This is a genomic window from Brevibacillus daliensis (assembly GCF_021245735.1).
Taxonomy (GTDB): domain Bacteria; phylum Bacillota; class Bacilli; order Brevibacillales; family Brevibacillaceae; genus Brevibacillus_B; species Brevibacillus_B daliensis.
The window spans coordinates 177,255-199,462 of record NZ_JAJISB010000012.1 but is presented as its reverse complement, the minus strand read 5'-3'; the positions used below and the strand labels follow the sequence as shown (position 1 = coordinate 199,462).

The window sequence follows — 22,208 nt, the reverse complement described above, 5'->3', positions numbered from 1 at the left end:
AAAACTAGATTATCTAATGACTTCAGTATCATACTGAGGTCATTTTTTTATCTATCTTCCTACATACGCACCTAACAAAACGGTCATGACCGTTTTGTTGGACCGCAAGCAGTCACATCCAATTTTATGAAAAACGTCGAGACGTTTTTCATAGAAAAAACGTGCAGGAAAGAGCAAATTCTGCTCTCCTGCACGCTTCATTATTGCGTTATCAAAAGTTGTTTATGAAGTAACAGTTTTATTGTTAAGCATCGCTGATGAATTAACTAATCCTAGTCGAGGTGACAGCTTTATGAAGACCGGATAAGTGATCATCGCTAGCAAAAATCCTTTTACAAGATTAAACGGTACAATACCAATCATGATCAATGACCATACACTCTTCATATTAAACATAGCCAAAAGTTCATCCATTGAAATGGAGTAAAGCATTGCATAGCCTGGCAATAACAAGATGTAGTTTGCTAATGCCATAACCACTGTCATAACCAGCGTTCCACCTGCTAAACCAAGCATGAAACCTTTTTTACTTTTAAACAGTCGCTGTGTATAAACAGCAAGGAAAACAAAGCATCCACCTGCAAGCGTGTTAGCAATCTCCCCGATAATAAACCCATCGGTGTTTTTTAGTAATAAATGTAGTCCATTTTTCAATACTTCAATTAATATCCCTGCCGCTGGTCCAAAAACCAATCCGCCAATTACAGCTGGAACTGTACTGAAATCCAGCTTCAGGAAGCTTGGAAAGCCGGGAACATTGAATTCCAAGTAGTAGAGTAGAAAACCTACTGCTGCCAGCATTGGAATCGTGACCAGTTTTTTTGTCTTTTCCCGGTGTAACTGCGTACTACTTTGATTCTGTTTCATTTTGTACCATCCTCTCTCTTTTTCTCCTTCTTGAGAGATGGCAACAGTAATCAGCAACAACGATACTTTTTCAGCGATGTCAGCTTCTCCATTTGTATAAACAGTTGTCATTTAAAATCAAAAAGCCCCTAAAATAGCAGTAGCTACTTCAGGGGCATACACGACGATACCTAACAAATGGTATGGGAAAACTGAGGTCTGGTTATCGATCCAGTCCCCTCCCTACGCCGACACACGAAAAAATAGACGTGTGCGTCGTTCTGTCGTCATCCTTCTCCCATCCAGACTGTACTGTCGGCTCTGGAGTCTCACCAGATCCTGCACCCCTGTGTAACGAATACCACAAGAGGCTCGCGGGCTTACGCTCGATATGCGATCACCGCCGGTCGGGAATTGCACCCTGCCCCGAAGGAATGTGAAATTTTTCTCACGAGGATATTATACCTCATTGTTACTTGTTTTGACAAGAGTAATCTGTCTTGCCTTTCACTAATTCTAACCTTACTACGATCCTGCTCCACTATATTTTTTAACACCCTGGTTCCAGAAGATGATTCCCAAGGTAAAAAAGATGATTCCCATGACAGGTGTGAGCATGGTATAGCCATATAACTCTTCTTTTTTCAGGAAATAAGCGGAAGGATAAAATCCTACAAAAGCAAATGGCAGAATCCATTTTAACAAGATTGAAATTGCGTTGTTATAGATATCTACCGGGTATCGTCCATAGTTTTGGATATTCCAAACCATTGGTGCAATTCCCGTGCGTGAATCTGTATAAAAGCTGACGGAGGCAATCGCTGTATAAATTCCTCCATAGATAAGCGTGCTACTAAACACAAGCAATAAAAAGATAATAGGATCATACCAACTAAGATCCAAATTAAGCTTACTACCTGCAAAAAACATGATAATTACTCCTGTTATTACCCCAAACAAACGGTCAGGTGCAATGGATTCCAACGAAATCTGAGCCAAATGATTAACAGGTCTCGTAAGAATACGGTCCATTTCCCCCCTAATAATGTATCGCTCGTTAAAGTCCCAAAAACCAAAGAACATCGAAAACAATGCATATGGCACCAGAAAATAACCATAAATAAATACGATCTCGTACAACGTCCAGCCTTGAATGGTCGGGACGTGCGTAAATACTACCAAGATAAATACCAGATTTAAGAGTTCATACACGAGATTAGAAACAAGCTCCGTTATAAAATTGACTCGGTATGTTAATTTGGTCTTAAAATATTGGCTTAAATAGTCTTGAAACAATCGTATGACTTGCCCCATCTTTTGTTACCCTCCCTGCACGATCAAATTGCGTTTAGCCAGCTTCCACAAAAGTACGATCGGCACTAGCAGAATAACTACCCACATTACCTGCATTCCAATGGCAGTGAATGCCGCCTTCCCTGCCAAGGCTCCGCTAAAGATCATACTAGGTGTAAAATTGATCGCTTGAAATGGTAGCACTTGAAGAAGAGACGCCGTCCATCCTGGGAAAAAGCTGATCGGGATGATAACCCCAGACAATAGATCGACAATCATCCTTTTTGCCATCATCATTCCCTCATTACGAAGGAAGAAGAAGGTGAATAAGCCCGTTAATAGATTAATCTGCGTGTTAACAATGAATGCAAACACTAGACTAAGACCATACCAGCCCCACACTTCCAGCGTGTCTGGAAATTGAAACGGAATAAATAGACGAATTAATAGGAGACCCGGAATGGCAAAGAAAAACAGTCGAAAAATCCCTTCTCCCAGTGCTTGAGCAGTTTTAACAGATAAATAGTTATAGGGACGAATCATTTCTATTGCTACTTTTCCTTCCCTAACCTCCTGCCCAATCTCAGCATCAATATTATTAAAATAAAAAGCACGGGACATCCAGGATATCGCTACATAGGAGGTCATCTGGGATAATGACATTCCTGCCAAATTCCCTTGTCCACTGTAGATAGCTCCCCACAGAAAGTAGTACGCCCCAATATTAATCGCATATATGATAATGCCACTGTAATAGTTAACCCGGTAGGCGAGTAAGGTAAGAAATCGAATTCGAATCAGTTCTGCGTAAAGTTTACCCATGACTTGCCACTCCATTTGTTTCCGAAGTCGTTGAATAAATATTCCGCACGATCTGCTCCGTGGACGTTTCTGCAATCGCCACATCCGTCACCTCGAAGCTTCCCATAACCGCAGACAAGACTAAAGGTAACTTGTCATGAGTAAATAAAACAGCTAAAGCATATTCACTCACAGGGTTAATCTCACATTCAAATGGTGAAAGGCTGACTGCTAATTCCTCCTTGCCTATCTTTCGCTTAAACTGAAAAACTACTTCTGTTTTGCTTCCCCAGCGTTGTTTTAATTCATCTAATTGCCCATCAAAAATCAGCTTACCACTATCCATAACCAGCACTCGTTTACACAGTGCCTCAATATCAGATACATCATGTGTTGTAAGCAAGACAGTAGTTTGCTCAGTCTCATTCAAGCTCTTTAAAAAATCACGAATCTTCTGTTTTACCAACACATCCAGTCCTACTGTTGGTTCGTCAAGAAACAGAAGCTTAGGCTTGTGCATAAGTGCTGCTGCCACTTCACAGCGCATCCGTTGCCCCAAGCTCAGTTTGCGCACAGGCTGTTGGATAAACGACCCGAGATCAAGTTCTTCTATCAGCCTCTCTTGCCATTTCAAGCCTGCTTCATCCTCAATGTGGTAAACGCGTCGTAACAGGCGAAACGACTCTAATGGGGACAAATCCCACCATAATTGCGAACGTTGCCCAAACACAACGCCAATGCTCTGCACATATTTTTCTCGCTGCTTATGCGGGTCAAATCCATTGATTTCTATCTCTCCAGCCGATGGTGTCAGAATGCCTGTTAGCATCTTAATCGTTGTTGATTTTCCTGCCCCATTTTCTCCAATCAGGGCAAACATCTCCCCTGCTTCTACTTCAAAAGTAAGGCTATCTACAGCATGTACTGTTCTGTATTCTCGCTGGAATAAATCCCGAAAAGCTCCACCAAGACCACTTCTGGCTTGATGAATACGGAAGTTTTTTTCCAGGTTGGTTATCTTTATCATGTATCCTACGCATTCCCTTCTTTACTGAGTAATAAATTAGTCACGATAGTTAGTGTATATGAGTGACAATCAAGTTGCAAAAAGCAAAGTGTCCCCAATACGTTACACTTAGTATGATATGATAAAGCATGAAAATGTAGAGGAGATGAAAATAAAATGAATCGCGAAAAATCTGCGAAACTACACGAACAAGCCTATGATGTGATCGTTGGTGGTGTAAATAGTCCATCTCGTTCCTTTAAAGCAGTAGGCGGTGGCTCACCAGTCGTGATGGAGAGAGCGCAGGGAGCTTATTTTTGGGACGTAGATGGTAATAAATACATAGATTATCTGGCTGCTTACGGCCCTATTATAACTGGTCATGCACATCCTCATGTCACTAACGCTATTGTGAATGCAGCGAAGAATGGTACCTTGTATGGGACACCTACTCCGTGGGAAATTACCTTTGCATCAATGATTCGTGAAGCAATTCCTTCTATGGAGCTTATTCGTTTCAACAATTCGGGAACAGAATCAGTGATGACCTGCATCCGTGTTGCCCGCGCTTATACAAACCGTACGAAAATCATTAAGTTCGCAGGTTGTTACCATGGTCACTCTGATCTGGTGCTGGTTGCTGCAGGTTCTGGTCCTTCTACACTAGGTATTCCAGATAGTGCAGGTATTCCGCAAAGTATTGCCAATGAAGTAATTACGGTTCCATTTAATAATATCGAGGCATATAAAGAAGCCCTGCAGAAGTGGGGACATGAAATTGCCGCAGTACTTGTCGAACCAATCGTCGGTAATTTTGGTATCGTAACTCCTCAATCTGGCTTCCTGGAAGAAGTAAATCGTCTTACCCATGATGCTGGTGCATTGGTGGTTTATGATGAAGTAATTACAGCTTTCCGCTTCTGTTATGGTGGAGCACAAAATCTGCTCGGAATTACTCCTGATTTAACTGCCATGGGTAAAATTATTGGTGGTGGTCTTCCTATCGGTGCGTACGGTGGTAAACGTGAGATCATGGAACAAGTTGCTCCACTCGGACCTGCATACCAAGCTGGAACTCATGCAGGTAATCCGGCTTCCATTCAAACAGGGATTGCATGTCTTGAAGTACTGAAACAGCCTGGTGTCTATGAGGAGTTAGACCGTCTAGGTGCACTCCTAGAAGAAGGCGTAAGCGTTGCAGCTGCCAAACATGGTATTACCATAACGATTAATCGTGTGAAAGGAGCTCTTGCCGTATACTTTACCGATCAAATCGTAACGGATTATGAAGGCGCCCAAAGCGTAGATAGTGAGACATTCGGTCAATTCTTCCGCTTGTTACTGGACGAAGGGATTGTCATTGCACCATCCAAGTATGAGGCTTGGTTCATCACCACAGCTCATACAGAAGAGGACATTCGTAATACCATTCAAGCAGTTGATCGCTGTTTTGCTCAAATGAAAGCCTAATCTAAGGATTAGTTTTCCTGAAAAACATTATTTGATGTAGGGTATCCTACTGTTGTGTAAATTTCACTTCTACAGGAGGTACCATTATGTCTGATGAGGAAAAAAGTTTTCCACAGGCTCCTGAACAAACCTTTACTGATCCGAAAATGAGTGCAAAGCCTTTGGAATTTTTAGGCTTTCAAAATCCACGGAAAACAGAACATCATAAAAAGCAAAAAACAGATCGCTAAAAAAATATTGTAAAGGAGAGCGCAACCAATGGCTCTCCTTTTTTTGACAGATAAGAATTTATAAAAATTCTTATCTGCATAAGTGCAACTAAGGCTTTACCTGCGCCAAAGGCTTGGGAAAGCCAAGTTTTCTAACCTACAAATCAAACAAAATAATATTTATTTTAAAAAAAGTTTGCATAAAAGCGCTTACATTTGTATAATTAACTGTTTCGTTATTGTTTTGCTCGTTCTTTTTATGATATTCTTATTCTCATAACATCTTCGCTTTACCACTTTACTTCAAGTTACACTTTTTCCGAAAAAAGATTAACCTGTTGTCCATGTATCTTTATGCATTGTAGGAAAAGTTATTGGCAACAGATGCTACAGATAAACTAGAGGAGGTGGAGGTCAGACCTTCTGACCAAATAGAATGAGAAAAAGGAATATCAAGCATATCCATATGGAAAGTTTTCAAAATTGTCACACAACTGAACATGACAGCTGTGGAATTATCTGTATTGTTGAAAAATCAGGTACACCTAGTAAGAAAAACTTAGAAGAGACCATCCGCTCCCTGGTTCAAATGGAACATCGATCTGGCTTTATTGACGGCGAAGGTGATGGTGTTGGGGTCTTAACAGATATTCCGCGTAGTATATGGACTAAACTTTTAGAAAAATCAGGTTTGGATGGAAATAATGTCAATAGCTCCACTCTTTCTGTCGCTCATATTTTCGTTCCTCGTAACGGAACTGATGTAGAAAAAATCCAGTCAGGTATTCGACAACTTTTTGATAAACATGGGCTTACCATCATTCTTGAACGTGAAAACGAGGTAAACTCAGAGGTTTTAGGAAAAAACGCAAAAAAAGATGAGCCAACTTTCTGGCAAATCGCTGCATTACCAAAAGATGAGGCAGCATGTGATGAAATAGCTTATCCTGCTCAATTATTTGATTTGCATGTAGATATCGAAGAAAACTACCATGTCCATGTAGCTTCCTTAAGCAATCAAACTGCTTCCTATAAATTGATGGGCGCAGCGAGCATCTTGCCTCTTTACTTTAAGGATCTGGCAGATGCAACTTTTGGTTCTACCGTGACAGTTGGTCATAATCGTTATTCCACTAACACGTTGTCTAACTTTTTCCGTGTACAACCATTCTCCTTACTTGGTCACAACGGTGAAATCAACACGATCAGCAAGCTAGAAGAAGAGGTAGACATGCTGGAAGTTCCACTCGTTGACGGTGGCAGTGATTCACAAAACCTGAACCGTACAATTGAAACACTGATTCATCGTTACGGCTTCACCCTGTTTGAAGCGATGGAAACTGTTTTTCCTCCGATTCATAATGAAATGAAGTTATTGAAGCCGGGATTGCAGGATATGTACGCATATTTACGGCAGAGCTTCGGTCATTATGCACAAGGTCCTGCTGGTATCGTATCTCGCTACAATGATCAATGTCTCTTTAGTGTAGATTCTCTTGGTTTGCGTCCAGTCTGGATGGTTGAAAGCGAAACATCTTTCTATTTCTCATCTGAACAAGGAGTTATTCCGGTTTCAGCGATGGTGAGTGAGCCGAAGTCACTTGCTCCAGGAGAGAAGGTTGGCGTTCGACTTTTTGAAGATGGTGTAAAAGTACTTACTCACGATCAATTGCGTGAGGAAATCCTCAGTGGTCTCTCTACCAAAATTTCTTTTACCGGTTATAACAAACACCTCCATTTTGCCTACGATCATGAACCTGTCGTAGCATCTGATGATTATGTTGAGCCTACCTCATCTGATTACAGTGCGTACGGATGGGACCGAGAGCAAGTACAACTGGTGGAACAAATGTCCTCTATCGGTGCAGAACCAATCCGCTCTCTAGGACATGACGGTCCATTGGCTGCGATCGCCACCGAGCGTCAAAACATTGCTGATTATATTAAAGAATCCGTTGCCGTTGTTACTAATCCTGCTATTGACCGTGACCGGGAAATAGAACACTTCTCCACTCGTGTCGTGTTAGGGAAACGCCCTGTACTCACAGGCCAAGAAACTGCTGATTCTGTGCGGTTGGAGCTTCCAACGCCTTTATTAGTAGAGGGCCAATCCCTACAAGAAACTGCTACTACTCTAGGAACCTACTCCCTTGAACAGGTTGTATCTACTTTCCATCGCAATCCGAAGAGCGTTGTCGTTCTGTCTGCTACCTTCCATAAGGAAGAAGGCTTACGAAAAGGACTGGAGCGACTTGCAAAAGATTCATGCGAAGCTGCCGAGAACGGTGCGACCCTGTTAATTCTTGATGATTCTTCAGCACATAGTGATGACCTCTGCTGGATTGACCCGATGCTGGTAACAGCCCATATCGATCTGTCATTAAAAAAGCAGCAGTCCAGTAAAGGAAACCTGCGTCGTCAGACCAGTTTGATCGTTCGTTCTGGATCTGTTCGCTCTTTGCATGACATTGCCTTACTTCTCGGAAGTGGTGCTAATGCCATTGCACCTTATGTCATGTTTGCTACTGCCTTTGTAAAAGGTGGGAGAGATTCAGTTAGCAATCTTTATTCTGCATTGACAAAAGGAATCGAGAAAGTAACTTCTACGATAGGAATTCACGAAGTGCGTGGATATGGACGACTCTTTTCATCCATCGGACTGCGCGATGAAGTGGCAGCCATTCTCCAAATCCCTAATTTCTGTGGATCTGATCAGGCGGGCTATTCGCTTGATCAAATGGAAAAAGATAGCCTAAAGCGCTACGAGGACTACCATGACGAAAAAGCGCGGGAATCAAAAACCTTCCATATCTTCCCTCGTCTTTGGAAAGCTATCGGACAGATTGCATCGGGAGATATTCCTTATGCAGATTACGCATTAAAACTGGATGAAAACGAAAAAAATAATCCGATTTCTATCCGTCATTTAGCTGATATCACCTTTGATAAAGCAGAAAATCCCCTGGAAGTAACACAGGTTGATAACAGCGTAGGTAACCACTCCCTACCTTTTATCATCTCATCCATGTCATTCGGTTCTCAGAACGAGACTGCTTTCCGCGCTTATGCAGAAGCAGCTGACCAGCTTAACATGATCTCCATGAACGGTGAAGGTGGAGAGATCAAAGATATGTTAGGCAAATATCCACGGACTCGTGGTCAACAAATCGCTTCTGGACGTTTTGGCGTAAATATTGAACTGGCTAACTCTTCTAACCTGTTAGAAATCAAGATTGGTCAAGGGGCAAAGCCTGGTGAGGGTGGGCATCTTCCAGGATCAAAAGTAACGGAAAAAATTGCAGAAGCTCGTAATGCAACAATTGGTTCCGATCTGATCTCACCTTCTAACAACCATGATATTTATTCGATTGAAGACTTGGCTCAGATGGTTACCGAGCTGAAAACGGCGAACCATCAAGTAAAAGTCTGCGTGAAAGTCCCTGTTGTACCTAATATTGGTACAATTGCTGTAGGTATTGCCAAGGCCGGTGCTGATTATATCACCCTCTCTGGCTTTGATGGTGGAACTGGTGCGGCTCGTGTCCACGCCTTGCAACACGTGGGTCTTCCTTGCGAATTAGGTGTAAAAGCAGCACATAACGCCCTATTGGAAGCAGGACTACGTGACCAGGTAGAACTATGGGCAGATGGCGGAATCAAAAGTGCAAAAGATGTAGCTAAGCTGATGATGCTGGGAGCAAACCGTGTAGGATTTGCTACGCTAGCAATGATCGCTGTTGGTTGCACCACCTGCCGTGGTTGCCATCTGGATACATGTCACGTAGGAATCGCTACACAGATCGATTCTCTTGAAGAAGCGGAGGAAAAGGGGCTACGTCGATTTGTACCTCGACAATTTGACCTTGCTGTCTCTGGTTTAAAAAATCTGTTTACTGAGTTTGGTGATGAATTAAAACACATTGCGGCACAGCTTGGTGCCCGTCGTACCCAAGATTTAGTAGGGCGCTCCGATTTATTAGTTCAAGCACGCGGTCTAGAACAGCTTGATCTAGGATCATTGCTACATGTTCATCCACTATTTACTCCTGCTACAGATAAAAAAGCTATTCAAGAAGAAGCTGCTACAAAAGTCTTGGTGGCCGCAGGAATGAACGAAGCAGCTGTAACAGTAGAAGATCGTTATTTTAATGCAGTTCAACCAATTGAAGAGAATTTTTCTGCTATTCTTTCCGGTGAACGAGTCTTGGGAAGCCGTTGGTCCGGTGCTCGTGTGAAAAACTATCTCGATGGAAGTTATCGCTTTCTTCCAGAAGTATCACTGCAATTTAAAGACGGTAGTGTTCCTGGTAACGGATTGGGTGCCTATAATGCAGAGGGTGTTCATATCCGAGTGCAAGGTGGGGCTCAAGACGGTGTAGGAAAAACAGGTTTTGGCGGACTAGTCTCTATCTTGAAATCAAAAGGAGCAAATGGAGAGTATCTGAATGGATCTGTTGGAAAAAGCTTTTGCTATGGTGCCCAGAAAGGTTTATTCCTCGTTCAAGGTAATGCAGATTCCCGCGCTTGCATCCGTCTCTCCGGAGCAGATGTGGTATTTGGTGGGGAAATAAAAGAGCCGCTTCAGGATGAACTTGGTGGTTTCGGTGCAAGAGCTAACTTAAAAGGTTTTGCTTTTGAATATATGACGAATGGACGTGCCGTTGTTCTAGGTGACCCGGGTCCTTGGATTTGTGCAGGGATGACGGGTGGTACCGTATATATTCGACTCCAGCCAGAAATGGGCTTAGACAAGAAAGCAATCGAGCGTCGTATTGCAAAAGGGGCAAAAGTCTTCCTGTATGAACTGGATCAAAAAGGTCAGGCAGATGTGCAGGAGCTACTAGGTAAATATAAGGATGAGCTTTTAGCAACAGAGCAATATGAAACTGCTGCTAACATTCAAGGATCACTTACAGATCCAAAAGCTCACTTTGTACAAATTACTCCGAAAAAGGAACAGGCAGATCCTTCTGTATCTACAGAGTAATGGTAGGAAATATGGCTTTTTCAAGCCTTGTGCTCTGATGAAGCTACACGTTGCACAAAAAAAACCTTACATGGACAGTGAGTAATAAAACTACAATCTGTCTATGTAAGGTTTTTATTTTATTCAGGCGACCCTACTCAACTTTAAACTGAGCGGCAGATTTAGATAATTCTTTCGTCAATGCATCAATCTGCTCAATCATTTCTGACAACTGCAAAACCGTATCCGTTTGATCTTGCATCATAGAAGAAACTTCTTCTACCGATGCAGTTACCTCCTCTCCTGAGGCTGAAAGATTTTGAGTAGAAACAATTACAGCATCTTTGTCTTCTTGGATTTCAATCACTTCTGATGCCATGATTTTGATTTTTTCAACGATCTCCATCACATGCCCATATATACTCTGAAAAGCTTCCCTTGTTTGAATTACCAACTCATCTTGCTTCTTCGATATTTCTCCAATCTCTCGAACGCTTTCGTTATTATCAGTTATATAATGGAGCGTCTCATTGATGATCGTATTAATCTCATTTGATTGTCTAGAGCTTTGTTCAGCCAGTTTACGTATTTCATCTGCAACAACAGAAAATCCCCGTCCATGTTCACCTGCTCTAGCCGCTTCAATAGAGGCATTAAGGGCAAGCAAATTGGTTTGGTTAGCAATTTCGCTGATTGCTCCTGTGATCGCTCCAATGTTCTTTGAGCTTTCTTCTAATCTGGATGTAATTGAAGATATTTTTTCAACTTCTTGTTCGTTTTTATCATTGATTTGACTAAGTTGTTCAATTACTTCATGGCTACCATGAAATACTTCAACGATTCCCTCTGCACTACTTCTCACTACTTCCGTTTGTTCCCCTACGTTCTCAATTTTTTTACCTAATTCTTGGAATCTATTCGCAATAAGCTCTGTATCTTGAGCTTGTAATTCCATTGCTTTAGCAATTTCCATGGTCGTTGTTGTCGTCTCTGTCACAGTTAGAGATGTTCGTTTTGAGGTTTGATCCAATTCATCTGTACTGTTTTTCAATACAGTTATAGATGTATTCATATTGGCAATCAGAAATTTAATTTTTTCTTGCATTTCATTAAAACTGTCCGCTAAATCTTTAAATTCACTTTCAAACTTTCCATCTGCTTTAACTGTTAGATTCCCTGAAGACAATTCTATAAACAATTTTGTCAGTCTGCTAATCGGATTTGTAATCGTGCGAGAAATTAATACTCCCACACAAACAGCAACTCCTAATGAAACAAGCGTTATGATAATAACAGTAGTCAGCAACGCATCGAGTGGCTTTTTAATATCTTCGTAGCGATCTTGAACGACAACAATCCAATCTGCATCGGGAATTTTTGAATATCGAATATATGATTCTGAATTTTCGAGACCACCAGAAATAATTTTTTCTGTTGCCTCAGTAGTGATCAGTTCTGAAATCTGAGTACCCTCAATATTTTTTCCTACTTTTTCTTCACCTTCGGAATCATAAATCACAGTGCCCCCACGACTCATAATCACGATGCTTCCTTCATCTTTGACCTGCACATTTTGAAAATGATTTACAAAGAAGGCGGTATTTACTGTGGCAATTTGAATCCCTAGCACTTTTCCATTGTCATCTTTAATTGGTTGAGCAAACACAACTACTACTTCACCTGTACTTTTGGAGGAAATGGCATCGCTAATAAATGGTTTTCCCTTTATCGCTTCTAAAAAATATTCTCGATCCGCTCGGCTTGTCAAAATTGTGTCATTGTTAGTTCCTGCAATGATAATTCCGTTTGTATCAATCAGTTGCAACATTTGAATGCCATTCATTCCTTCAATGCTCTTTGTTAGCAAATCGTTTGATTTTTTATACAGTGGATTTTTATCTGAGATAAAATCAGCATCTGACATCGTATTACTATTTCTAAGTTTTAATAAATCTTTGAATGTGCCATGTACGGAAGCCAGATATGTTGATTGTGCCTGTAATTGAACAGAGGACCACAGACCTTCACCTATTCGATCAGCGTTAGTAGTCATTTCGCTCTTTGTTTCCGTTAACAGAAGTGACGATCCAAACCTAAACATAAACGTACTCGATCCTATCAGCACGAGAACTACTAATGTACTGATTAACAAGGGAAGCTTCACTCGTAACGATATGTATCTTCGTCTCATTTTCAATTCTTTTTGATTTTTCATGTTGAATCTCTCCTAAGGGCGTAATAAGATTAGTAACTTCACTCTTATATTGTCGGAGAGTGTATATTCAAATTTGATAGGAGGTAAGTAAGCAAAGTGTACACAAAAAAATTATCACCCTTCCTCCCATACATGTTTTATCATATAATCAAGGGATAATGAATAAATAGAAACTGCAAAAAAAAATGAAACCTTTCTCACTGATATTCGTATACTATGGACAAAGCACAGGAATGCCTACTAACTTTAAATTAGGTAATTGTATTTCCGATTGTAACGATGTGGGATTAGCATTGCAGAAAAAATATTTATATACAGTACAGACAGGAGTGATCTTTCATGTTTTTCACACCTTGGACAATACTGATCCTATTAGCTTTTGGTTTGTCAATGTGGGCTCAGTTTCGTGTCAAAGGCACGTTTAGCAAATATTCTAATGTACCGACTTCATCTGGTTTAACTGGCGCAGATGCCGCTCGTCGAATGCTGGATTCAAATGGTCTGGGGAACATTCCGGTGGAACATATTCCTGGTACGTTAACCGACCATTACGACCCGATTGCAAAAGTGGTTCGACTCTCTGACCCTGTCTTTTGTGGAAACTCCATTTCTTCTGTTTCCGTTGCATGTCATGAGGTAGGTCACGCTATTCAGCATAAGGTTAGTTATCCAATGCTTGTTGCCAGACATCGTATTTTCCCGCTTGTAAATATCACATCAGGAATTGCACCTTTCTTGCTTTTGGGAGGATTCCTTTTCAAATTACCAGGATTGTTACTAATCGGGATTATCGCATTTAGCTTTGCTGTGTTGTTCCAACTCATTACTTTACCTGTTGAGTTCAACGCAAGTAGCCGTGCGAAAGATATGATGATTAACATGGGCTTTATTACCAACATGGAAGAACGTGGTGTTAGCAAGGTTCTTGGAGCCGCTGCACTAACTTATGTTGCTGCAACTCTAATGGCCGTGCTTCAGTTACTGGAATACATCTGGCTTTTCAACAGAAGTGACGATTAAAAATTTTATGCTACAAGAAAAAGACGGCCCGTTGATTTTATTAAAAGTTAGGGGAAGTCAAATATAGTCAATAATGATAAGTAATTGAATATGATGTTACACATTTTATTGATGAAAATAATAATGGATAGAAGTTTCAGGTTATATCTGAATCTCTATCCATTTCTTTTTGCTATTTACAACAATATTACGCTATCGAACCCGTTAGTTGAAGAAAAATGGCTGCCGATTAAACCGACAGCCATTTCAATTTATTAAGCTTGCAAACTTAGTAAAGTGGGTTCTGCTGTAATGTTTCTTGTAACCCTACCCCTCATACGCTTGCATTAATGTTTTTATGTCTATGTTTTTATGTCTATTTTTTTTTGAAAAAAGATCGATCAAAATGGATTCTTTTCTAGCAGTTCTAAGTTATGGTTTTATAAAAAAGTTTAATCATTTTTCTACCTTCAATCTTCAACAATCGGGCCCGTTTGTTCAATAATAATTTAAATAACAATATCGTATTCCATAATTTTAGCAGTTTCCCGAGCAACTTCAGCACCTAATAATCGTTTCACAATATGAAATGACATATTGATACCTGCTGAAATTCCACCTGACGTAATTACATTGCCTTCATCTACAAATTTAACTTCCCGTTGTACTTCGACTTGTGGAAATTCTTTTTCTAATCTTTCAAGACTTGCCCAATGAGTCGTTGCCATTTTACCATTAAGTAAACCAGCCTTTGCTAATAGTAAAGCACCCGTACATACAGATGTCATTAGTTGCACCGTTTTCATTTGATTTGTAATCCACTTTATTACATTATCATTATGTATTTCTCGTTCCCCAGCACCTAGACCACCAGGGATAATTAAAATATCAAATCTAGGTATAGTATCAAAACTGTAATCTGGCTGTACCTTTAACCCATTACATGCAATTACTATGTTCCCTTTTTCTGATACTGTTTCTACTACAAATGGCTGATGACCATTTTCTAATTCTGTGACAGAAAAAACTTCAAATGGACCTGCAAAATCTAAAACCTCTACATCATCAAATAAAAAAATCCCTACTCTCCACTGTCTTTTATTCATATGAGATTCCCCTTTTATTAATTTAATCTTTGTTTATTTTACAGCAAAATTCACAATTTTTATCAAAACTTTTTGAAAAAACAGGCGAAAATCCTTCCCGATGTCATCGAAATGTGGCAAGGTCAACCATCATTCATCAACATTCCTATCTATTGGTAAGTGATGTTATCTGAACTTAATTAACTTTTGAATGTAAAAAGAGCGTAGGAATGACACTAGCACTCCCACGCTCTTTGGGATTTGGGTTGATTCTCCTACCCTTTTCATCGATGGATAGTAGTATTCTTTCAATGTACTCATCGGGTAGCACATTCCAAAGAGCCAAACCTCTTATATCTGCTTCTTTCATCAACGCCGAATTTATGCCTTCGCCTGCAAAAGGAGACATGAAATGGGACTCTCAGCAAGGGGAGTCGGGAGAAATCACGTCCCACTTTCCAAACAGCGTCAAACCCGCCGCTTTAGCCAGCGCCGTAGACGCATGGTTATCGAGCTGGCATCGGTACTGGGGTTCGTATCCCTGATCATAGGCGTACTTGCTGATTGTGCGAACCACTTTGCGAGCGTGATCTTTTCCTCTAAAGGACGTCAGGGTCAGTACCCCGAGATCCGCAATTTGCGCATCGTCCCAGGGATACATGCTGGCGGCGCTAACCAGGCGGTTTTGCTCAAAAGAGCCGAACACCGCCCAGTGATCCAATTCCACTTGCGCATCATCCAAGTCTTGTTCCGAGGCGGAGGACTCGAACTCGGAGAAGACCGTATCATCTTGCTCTGTTAACTGGCGCAAGTCACCTTCCAGGTTTTCTTGCAGCAATACGTTCTTATCGGCTTCTGAAAAATAAAAAACATAATCTGCACCATGCAGAGTGACTCCGGCTTCATTCAATTTCCGGCGAAAAGTCGATTCAGACAAGTCTTGTCGTTTATAAAGCCCTACCTTATCGGCCACCGCAGGCGTCAGGGCCGCCATAACCCGGCCGTCGGTGGTTTCCAGCACCATGACCCGACTATCTTCGTCCAGGTCTGGGTTGATGACGACAGTAAAGACTTCATCGCTATAGAGAACGTCTCCGTTCAAAAATTGCGCCCGCCAAAAGTCAGTTATCGTTTGTGAAAATAAAGGCATATTTTTTACTCGACTTTGTTGATTTGTCATAATATTCACTTCCTTAGACATTTGTAATTGCTCCAATAGTAGCAAAATAATTAAAAGATAAACTAGAGAATGTTTGAATATAATCGAATTTTCCACAACATAAAGAGTTCAAATAGTGGCGAAACCATGAGGTACAAGAAAAAATCAAATTAAAATCTGGTTAACCGACATACTGGAGAACATTATTTCACTTGGTAAAAAGTTTCCCCACATATTCTTATCTCAGCAGTTTGACAACAGCAGCTTGCAAAAAACCAGTAAAACACATCTTCTTGTGCTTAATGTTTTTTCAGTACAGCTTATTTTAATGCTATTTTAAATTCCGAACCTGGCGCGCCGGCAAATACGATCGTTCCACTCTTGGGCAGAGTCACTTTATTGTTGCCATTGACGATGGAATGAATGAGTGGGCGTTCTCCTTCCTCATCATATACCGCGAAGGCTCCTTTCTTTGGCAGATTGACTGTCATCGTTTTGCCTGCTACCGCTGCCGGAATAGTATACCATTGGGCATGCCCGTTCACTGGCACCGTGACTTTGGATTGATTTCCTGCATGGATCGGCTTTACATTCGCCGCACTCACTAATAAGGACGCGTTTAGCTTTAAATATTCGACGCCCTTTTCGGTGTAGAACTGGGCTTCAGTCGTATCACGGCCAGACAATCCTGGGATTTGGATCTCACTCGTCGCCGTGTTCGGACCTGTAATCTTTTTGTCCTGCCAATAGCCAAGTAAACCGTCGGCGAGGTTAATTTCCATGGCCGGTTGCTCATAAAAGTATACTTCGGAGCTGAACTTCTCGTTTACGAGATAGTACTTAGCCCCTTCACGTTTTGCCCAAGCTGCGGCGGTCTCCTTCGGAAGCGTGTTTTCTTCCAGCTTCTCTGCGGCATACTCTGACATTGCTTGCTGCGCCAATCCCGGTAACCCCTCGTAGACTCTCTTCCACAAATACGTGCGACCATTCTTCTCAGTGACGAAGCTGATCTTGGTGGTTCCGTTCTCGTCTATAAAGCTTCCATCCGAAGTATATTTATACTTCGTTTCCGTATAGTCTGGAATGGACAGTTCTCCGTCTTTGGTGATCTCTACCCGGAACTGCGTATCATTGCTCGCGTAATAGCCTGCTTGCTTTATTACATTTTGGGGTATCTTGGCCTTGACGGGCTTGCCGAATGATTTGTCCGGCTTGATGCTCTTGATTTCGCCTTTTTCCTTGAGCGCTAGCAGCAGCAATTCGCTTGCCAGCATTTGATTCGTGCCACTACTACCGCCAGAGGTTAACACAGTAGCTGCCATCTTTTTCTCAGGAAGCACGACGAGAGAAGCAGAATACGCAGACAAGTCCCCTCCTTTGGCTAAGCCCTTTATTCCGTAATCATTAAACGGGTATAGCTTCACACTGTCCCAGCCCAAGCCGTAATTGTTACTATCATCTACATCTTCCGGCCAGATGCCTTTCTTGTATTCCTCCTGTTCCATCGCACGTACCGACTTGTCAGTTAGGATATTGTTTGCCTGTCCCATAAACGGTTGCGAGAATCGCACCATATCTTCTGCCGTGGAATAAATCCCCCCTTCGGCAATCACAGTAACAAAACTTTTCGGAAGCTGCTTTTCGTAATCCGGGACATACAACGCGGCAAGTTTGCTGCCCTTCATATCATCCTGTGGTGTTTTTGTATGATTCATCTGCAATGGTTCTGTGAAATAGTGATGAATAAATGTGGTAAAGCTCATGCCACTGACTCTTTCAACGAGAATCTCGGCAAGTGTAAAGCCGCTATTGCAATACACCGAGAATGCTCCAGGGTCCGATTTCAAGGTCTGGTCGGACAGTGCCTGCAGCATTGTATCATGGGCGTAAGGATCATTATCCTCGAATAAAGAATCGTTCGTAGATCCAGTACCTCTCAGACCGGAGGAATGGTTCAACAGCATGCGTGGAGTAATGCGCTTATATCGTTCGTCCTTCATCTTGAAATCAGTTATATACTGGACGACGGGAGTATCGAGATCGATTTTACCCTGGTCTACCAATTTCATGACGGCCGCAGCTCCAAATACTTTGCTGACCGAACCGATCCCGTACAATGTATCGTTGGTCAGTGGCTTATCGTTCTTGCCAGTCTGCCCAGACAAAGTAATTCTTCCATTGTCAATCAGCGCATACTGAACGCTAAACGTTTCCGTGGATTCGAGAAGCAACTCGGCCTTCTCGGCAGCGGTTTTCCCTAAACCTTGGCTATTAGTAGCCGCAGGCGCGATATTTGCAGCCATTGCTCCGGTTGGCACAATTAGAGACAGCGCAAGTGTAGCAGATAGCACCCTAGACTGTATTTTTTTCATGTAAATATCCTCCGTATATGTTTATCATCACCTTTACGTTACGTGATGAAAAATCCTTTTCTGTTTTCTCTACCTTCTCTTCAGAAGGCTTAAAAATTGTATAAAGCTTATAAACAACGTCAACAATGCAAGTACGCTTGCAAAAATAAGTAACTTTCCCTTTTTCTTTTGGCCCTCTCCTTTTCCTGTTATCAAACGCTAAATTTCATAAAACTTAAAAACAGTTGGGTAAACAAAAACAAAACTAACCGATCGGTCAATGTTTTTGTTTTATGCTATAATAACTGAAGAAAATGGGACAACCATTCTAGGAGGAACGGTAATGTTAGATGGTAGAGAGCAAAAGGGGAACAAAACAAAAGAAGCTTTATTACGCGCTACAATCGCTTTAATAGCAGAAAATGGTTTAGAAGCATTAAGCGCTAACAGCATAGCAAAGAAGGCAAATGTTAGTAAAGCAAGCGTGTTTCATCACTTTGGTTCTATGGAGACAATTCAACAAGAAGCTTTTATTCTTACTGATGTGTTAATGAGTGAAGTACTGGAACAAATTTATGAAGAAGCTAAGGAAACGGATTCTTTTGCGGATATTATGCTCAAGTATTTTCTCTTCTTCATTGAAGAAAAAAATAAAGACTACTTGAATTTAATTAATGTTCAAATGCAATTTGTAGTGAAATCTTCATATGATACGGAGTTTGAAGAGCTTATCTATGGTAAAGACAGCGAAAAAACACCGTTTGATTTCTTTGAGATCTTAGTAGGTGATTTTTATGGTGATACGCTAGAGGAGAATGACTTGGAGTTAGTAAATGATTTAATAGTAACTTATATAAATGGATTCGCAACATTTTTAATCTCTAAGGCAGACACAGAATGGCTTGTTTCATTATGGAAAGAAAATGTTAAAATAATTGAAATTTATATCCAATCATTAATTGAATCAAATTCATAATACGTCATCTAAAAAAAGTAAAAATTCAACAACGATATGAAAAAATCTCCAAAAAATATCCCTCCGTAGTCCTATAGGCCAGAGCAAGTCGGGTCTCAAAGAATAGGAGGGATACTCTTGTAGAAGAATTTTTTAATCGAATTTTCGTCAGGTGCCAGGGTTAATAGAAAGAGAAGAGGAAGATTGATGGTGTATGCACAAAGCCGGCGCTTGCTGAGGGACTACTGTTCTTCCAATCGAAATTCATCCAGCGACTTGATGAAAGGGAACGAAGCCCATTTCATCCGTTCAGCCGGACTGGTGATTGATCCGAAGGAAATGACTGTACTGGCCAAAGATTGACTATGCCACCTCTCTCCAAACAACCTCAACATCACGCGGCAGCGAATTGTGGATTTACTCAGCCACGCTTCGTCTCCATATGCCAAATTCACAAAGACCAAGAATCCTCGGATTCTTGGTCTTTGTTTTTTACTGGATCGTTAAAGGTTAAGTGTCACCTACTGGCTAGTAAGTTAGCAAAACAATCAGGATGGACCTACATGCCAAGCATTGGAAGATGTTTTCGGATGTGGTAAGTGAGAGATGATGAAATGCATTGCTTTAATTCATCTACTGGTATTTCGTCGTTCTCATCGAATACAATCGCCCGATTGCCTTCATAGTGGAATGTATCTCCAAAAAGTTCTTTGAAAGTGTCAACTAGCTTTGTGTTGCAGTTAAAATACATTGCATACTGATGTGGGCTTGACTTTTTCCAGCCTATTCTAATTGTGCTTCCATTTTTTGTGAGGTAACTAGGCTCACCCCATTTCAGTGTCTCTTCCAGGGGATGAATGGCTTCTATCTCTGATGCGGTATCCAGAGTAAGTTGGCGAAGAAACAATAACTTCTTCTGAATGTGTTTCGGATAATTGTTGAATACAGCCGCTACCTGAGTGTCTTCAATCGTATGGATACCCATCATTCCTTTCCTTATTTTTTATATAACGTTACAACTGATCAAGTCAATCCCTCCAAAAGTTTCATAGTAATCGTTTCGTCATCCGAATGATTTCTAGGAGCGAATGATTTGCACGGATCTCTTTCGCTGTCAGATCAAATCGATTTGTCCCACACTAACAATAAACCCACCAATCCGCGACGGTTTGGAGGCTTTTCCGTTGCAATTTGGAAAATGGATTGCATGATGTTCTTTTTTCGGGGACGGTGCAACAGGCTATTAACGTATAGCGATGTAAATTTCCGCTTGCCCGTCGTTCGGATCTATATTCGGGCCATAATATTCAAAATCGCCTGTGAACGCCCGATCATTGCCGGGCTGATGCGACCAATGCCAAATATCAGCCCAAGCCCGCTGCACCATCTCTATAATCGGTCCCCTCTCTGTGACGAATATGGCGTATTTCGCAGCGGGAACTGTGAACGTCGTAACGGACTCGAGATAGTGATCCTGCAATGCTTCTCGGACGTGTACACCGACCATCACTTCATAGTGTCCGGCATCGCCCTGCTCATAGTCAAAGTAACAGCAATAATGGCCAGGCTGTTGTAGATGGACGGCCAGTTGTCCACCAATATTGACAATTTAAGTAATTTCATTTGATACTAAATGCTTTTTAGTTAATACCTTCCAGGCTTTTTTCAATGCTCTCTAAAGCTTTTTGCAATATGCTTCTAGGACATGCAAAATTGATTCTCTGGAAATGTTCTCCCCCAGCGCCAAAGATATAGCCATCGTCGAGTGCGATTTTAGCCTTTTTCTGCATTATTTGCTGAAGCTCTAATTCTGTGAAGTCATAATCGCTAAAATTAAGCCATGCCAAATAAGTTCCCTCTGGCCTAATCAACTTTACTCTTGGAATCCTCTCTTTTATGAATTCTTCAATGAAATCAAGATTATCGCGTAGGTAACTAAGAAGCTGCTCTAACCACTCTTCTCCATGATTGTAAGCAGCTATTTGTGCCACTGATGCAAAAGATCCTGGATCGATATCAATCGTTGTTAATTTGTGATTTAACTCATTTCTTAACTTTTCATTGGTCACAATAATGTCCGACACATGTAATCCTGCTAGATTGAACGATTTGGAAGGGGATGAGCAAACAATGGAATTCATCATGAACTCCTCTGAAATTTTACCGAAAGGAATATGGCGATTTGGACGATATATTAAATCCGAGTGGATTTCATCTGAAATTACAAGCACATCATTCTCTAAACAAATCTCACCCAACCGTTGCAGTTCTTCAGCTGTCCATACACGTCCAACCGGATTATGGGGACTACATAAAAACATGAGCTTAGTTCTACTATCTTTAGCAATCTTTTCTAGTTCTGAAAAGTTCATTTCATATTTATCATTATTAAGTATCAATGGGTTATTAGCTATATGACAACCATTATTGGTGATAATATTGGCAAATGGATAATAGACAGGACTTTGAATTATTACTTTATCACCTGGATTACAAAAAGTTTCTACAATAAAGTTAAGCGCAGGAATTATCCCTGGAGTGAAAAGTATCCATTCCTTTTCAATGTCCCATCCATTTCTTTTTTTATGCCAGTTTACTACAACTTCCAAAAACTCATCACTTTTATGACCATATCCAAAAATACCATGTTGTGCTCTCTCTGTTAATGCCTCAATAATGGGCTGAGCTACTTTAAAATCCATGTCTGCAATCCACATTGGAATGCTTTCTTTCTCACCAAAGTTATCTTGAAGATGTTTTTTAGTCCATTTTATAGAGTCTGTTCCTCGTCTATCAATAACTTCATCAAAATTGTATTTTGTCATAAGATTTCCTCCCAAGGTTTGAACCATA

17 protein-coding genes and 1 riboswitch are annotated in these 22,208 nt (G+C 41.0%); of the genes, 5 read left to right on the top strand and 12 right to left on the bottom strand.

What is annotated here, in order from left to right; all coding sequences use genetic code 11:
* Positions 1–222: 222 nt before the first annotated feature.
* The 4 genes from LM917_RS12350 to LM917_RS12335 all read right to left on the bottom strand — a co-directional run bounded on the left by LM917_RS12350 (position 223) and on the right by LM917_RS12335 (position 3,967).
* The gene (locus LM917_RS12350; RefSeq protein WP_232697817.1) at positions 223–978 is read right to left on the bottom strand and encodes an ECF transporter S component; all 756 of its coding nucleotides are present in this window, start codon (positions 976–978) and stop codon (positions 223–225) included.
* Between the two features lie 154 nt (positions 979–1,132).
* Positions 1,133–1,284: riboswitch (FMN riboswitch) on the bottom strand.
* Between the two features lie 87 nt (positions 1,285–1,371).
* Positions 1,372–2,160: an ABC transporter permease gene (locus LM917_RS12345; RefSeq protein WP_232697816.1), complete on the bottom strand. Its 789-nt coding sequence runs from the start codon at positions 2,158–2,160 to the stop codon at positions 1,372–1,374.
* Positions 2,161–2,166: 6 nt separating this feature from the next.
* The gene (locus tag LM917_RS12340; RefSeq protein ID WP_232697815.1) at positions 2,167–2,961 is read right to left on the bottom strand and encodes an ABC transporter permease; all 795 of its coding nucleotides are present in this window, start codon (positions 2,959–2,961) and stop codon (positions 2,167–2,169) included.
* Positions 2,954–3,967: an ABC transporter ATP-binding protein gene (locus LM917_RS12335; RefSeq protein WP_232697814.1), complete on the bottom strand. Its 1,014-nt coding sequence runs from the start codon at positions 3,965–3,967 to the stop codon at positions 2,954–2,956. The genes LM917_RS12340 and LM917_RS12335 overlap by 8 nt, the downstream gene beginning before the upstream one ends.
* A gap of 156 nt (positions 3,968–4,123) precedes the next feature.
* Between LM917_RS12335 and LM917_RS12330 the strand changes: the two genes are divergently transcribed.
* The 3 genes from LM917_RS12330 (at position 4,124) to LM917_RS12320 (ending at position 10,612) form a co-directional block, all read left to right on the top strand.
* Positions 4,124–5,416 (top strand): glutamate-1-semialdehyde 2,1-aminomutase, encoded by a 1,293-nt coding sequence (locus LM917_RS12330; RefSeq protein WP_232697813.1) that lies wholly within the window; start codon positions 4,124–4,126, stop codon positions 5,414–5,416.
* Positions 5,417–5,502: 86 nt separating this feature from the next.
* Positions 5,503–5,646 carry a hypothetical protein gene (locus LM917_RS12325; protein WP_232697812.1) on the top strand — a complete coding sequence of 48 codons (144 nt, stop codon included), beginning with the start codon at positions 5,503–5,505 and terminating at the stop codon, positions 5,644–5,646.
* A 415-nt stretch (positions 5,647–6,061) separates the two neighbouring features.
* Positions 6,062–10,612, top strand: a complete 4,551-nt coding sequence (locus LM917_RS12320) for a glutamate synthase-related protein (protein ID WP_232697811.1) — start codon at positions 6,062–6,064, stop codon at positions 10,610–10,612.
* Between the two features lie 133 nt (positions 10,613–10,745).
* Here LM917_RS12320 and LM917_RS12315 read toward each other — a convergent pair whose 3' ends face one another.
* A complete protein-coding gene (locus tag LM917_RS12315; RefSeq protein WP_232697810.1) occupies positions 10,746–12,806 on the bottom strand; it encodes a methyl-accepting chemotaxis protein in 2,061 nt (686 codons plus the stop codon).
* 339 nt (positions 12,807–13,145) lie between these two features.
* Here LM917_RS12315 and LM917_RS12310 point away from each other — a divergent pair, with 339 nt between their 5' ends.
* Positions 13,146–13,826: a zinc metallopeptidase gene (locus LM917_RS12310; RefSeq protein WP_232697809.1), complete on the top strand. Its 681-nt coding sequence runs from the start codon at positions 13,146–13,148 to the stop codon at positions 13,824–13,826.
* Between the two features lie 488 nt (positions 13,827–14,314).
* On the opposite strand, the gene LM917_RS12305 is transcribed toward LM917_RS12310, so the two are convergent.
* The 4 genes from LM917_RS12305 to LM917_RS12290 form a co-directional block, all read right to left on the bottom strand.
* Positions 14,315–14,911, bottom strand: a complete 597-nt coding sequence (locus LM917_RS12305) for a DJ-1/PfpI family protein (RefSeq protein ID WP_232697808.1) — start codon at positions 14,909–14,911, stop codon at positions 14,315–14,317.
* A 175-nt stretch (positions 14,912–15,086) separates the two neighbouring features.
* Positions 15,087–15,299, bottom strand: coding sequence for a hypothetical protein (locus LM917_RS12300; RefSeq protein WP_232697807.1), 213 nt, complete (start codon positions 15,297–15,299; stop codon positions 15,087–15,089).
* Between the two features lie 12 nt (positions 15,300–15,311).
* Positions 15,312–16,091, bottom strand: coding sequence for a GNAT family N-acetyltransferase (locus tag LM917_RS12295; protein ID WP_232697806.1), 780 nt, complete (start codon positions 16,089–16,091; stop codon positions 15,312–15,314).
* 278 nt (positions 16,092–16,369) lie between these two features.
* The gene (locus LM917_RS12290) at positions 16,370–18,421 is read right to left on the bottom strand and encodes a serine hydrolase domain-containing protein (RefSeq protein ID WP_232697805.1); all 2,052 of its coding nucleotides are present in this window, start codon (positions 18,419–18,421) and stop codon (positions 16,370–16,372) included.
* A 322-nt stretch (positions 18,422–18,743) separates the two neighbouring features.
* Here LM917_RS12290 and LM917_RS12285 point away from each other — a divergent pair, with 322 nt between their 5' ends.
* A complete protein-coding gene (locus tag LM917_RS12285; protein WP_232697804.1) occupies positions 18,744–19,376 on the top strand; it encodes a TetR/AcrR family transcriptional regulator in 633 nt (210 codons plus the stop codon).
* Positions 19,377–19,914: 538 nt separating this feature from the next.
* Here LM917_RS12285 and LM917_RS12280 read toward each other — a convergent pair.
* The 3 genes from LM917_RS12280 to LM917_RS12275 form a co-directional block, all read right to left on the bottom strand.
* The gene (locus LM917_RS12280) at positions 19,915–20,343 is read right to left on the bottom strand and encodes a DUF1801 domain-containing protein (RefSeq protein WP_232697803.1); all 429 of its coding nucleotides are present in this window, start codon (positions 20,341–20,343) and stop codon (positions 19,915–19,917) included.
* Between the two features lie 255 nt (positions 20,344–20,598).
* A complete protein-coding gene (locus LM917_RS24785) occupies positions 20,599–20,943 on the bottom strand; it encodes a GyrI-like domain-containing protein (protein ID WP_373688787.1) in 345 nt (114 codons plus the stop codon).
* A gap of 52 nt (positions 20,944–20,995) precedes the next feature.
* A complete protein-coding gene (locus LM917_RS12275) occupies positions 20,996–22,180 on the bottom strand; it encodes a MalY/PatB family protein (RefSeq protein ID WP_232697802.1) in 1,185 nt (394 codons plus the stop codon).
* Positions 22,181–22,208 lie beyond the last annotated feature (28 nt).

Coding starts and splice junctions, on each gene's coding strand:
- LM917_RS12350 (WP_232697817.1), bottom strand. CDS start 978: ATGACAACTGTTTATACAAATGGAGAAGCTGACATCGCTGAAAAAGTA.
- LM917_RS12345 (WP_232697816.1), bottom strand. CDS start 2,160: ATGGGGCAAGTCATACGATTGTTTCAAGACTATTTAAGCCAATATTTT.
- LM917_RS12340 (WP_232697815.1), bottom strand. CDS start 2,961: ATGGGTAAACTTTACGCAGAACTGATTCGAATTCGATTTCTTACCTTA.
- LM917_RS12335 (WP_232697814.1), bottom strand. CDS start 3,967: ATGATAAAGATAACCAACCTGGAAAAAAACTTCCGTATTCATCAAGCC.
- LM917_RS12330 (WP_232697813.1), top strand. CDS start 4,124: ATGAATCGCGAAAAATCTGCGAAACTACACGAACAAGCCTATGATGTG.
- LM917_RS12325 (WP_232697812.1), top strand. CDS start 5,503: ATGTCTGATGAGGAAAAAAGTTTTCCACAGGCTCCTGAACAAACCTTT.
- LM917_RS12320 (WP_232697811.1), top strand. CDS start 6,062: ATGAGAAAAAGGAATATCAAGCATATCCATATGGAAAGTTTTCAAAAT.
- LM917_RS12315 (WP_232697810.1), bottom strand. CDS start 12,806: ATGAAAAATCAAAAAGAATTGAAAATGAGACGAAGATACATATCGTTA.
- LM917_RS12310 (WP_232697809.1), top strand. CDS start 13,146: ATGTTTTTCACACCTTGGACAATACTGATCCTATTAGCTTTTGGTTTG.
- LM917_RS12305 (WP_232697808.1), bottom strand. CDS start 14,911: ATGAATAAAAGACAGTGGAGAGTAGGGATTTTTTTATTTGATGATGTA.
- LM917_RS12300 (WP_232697807.1), bottom strand. CDS start 15,299: ATGTCTCCTTTTGCAGGCGAAGGCATAAATTCGGCGTTGATGAAAGAA.
- LM917_RS12295 (WP_232697806.1), bottom strand. CDS start 16,091: ATGTCTAAGGAAGTGAATATTATGACAAATCAACAAAGTCGAGTAAAA.
- LM917_RS12290 (WP_232697805.1), bottom strand. CDS start 18,421: ATGAAAAAAATACAGTCTAGGGTGCTATCTGCTACACTTGCGCTGTCT.
- LM917_RS12285 (WP_232697804.1), top strand. CDS start 18,744: ATGTTAGATGGTAGAGAGCAAAAGGGGAACAAAACAAAAGAAGCTTTA.
- LM917_RS12280 (WP_232697803.1), bottom strand. CDS start 20,343: ATGATGGGTATCCATACGATTGAAGACACTCAGGTAGCGGCTGTATTC.
- LM917_RS12275 (WP_232697802.1), bottom strand. CDS start 22,180: ATGACAAAATACAATTTTGATGAAGTTATTGATAGACGAGGAACAGAC.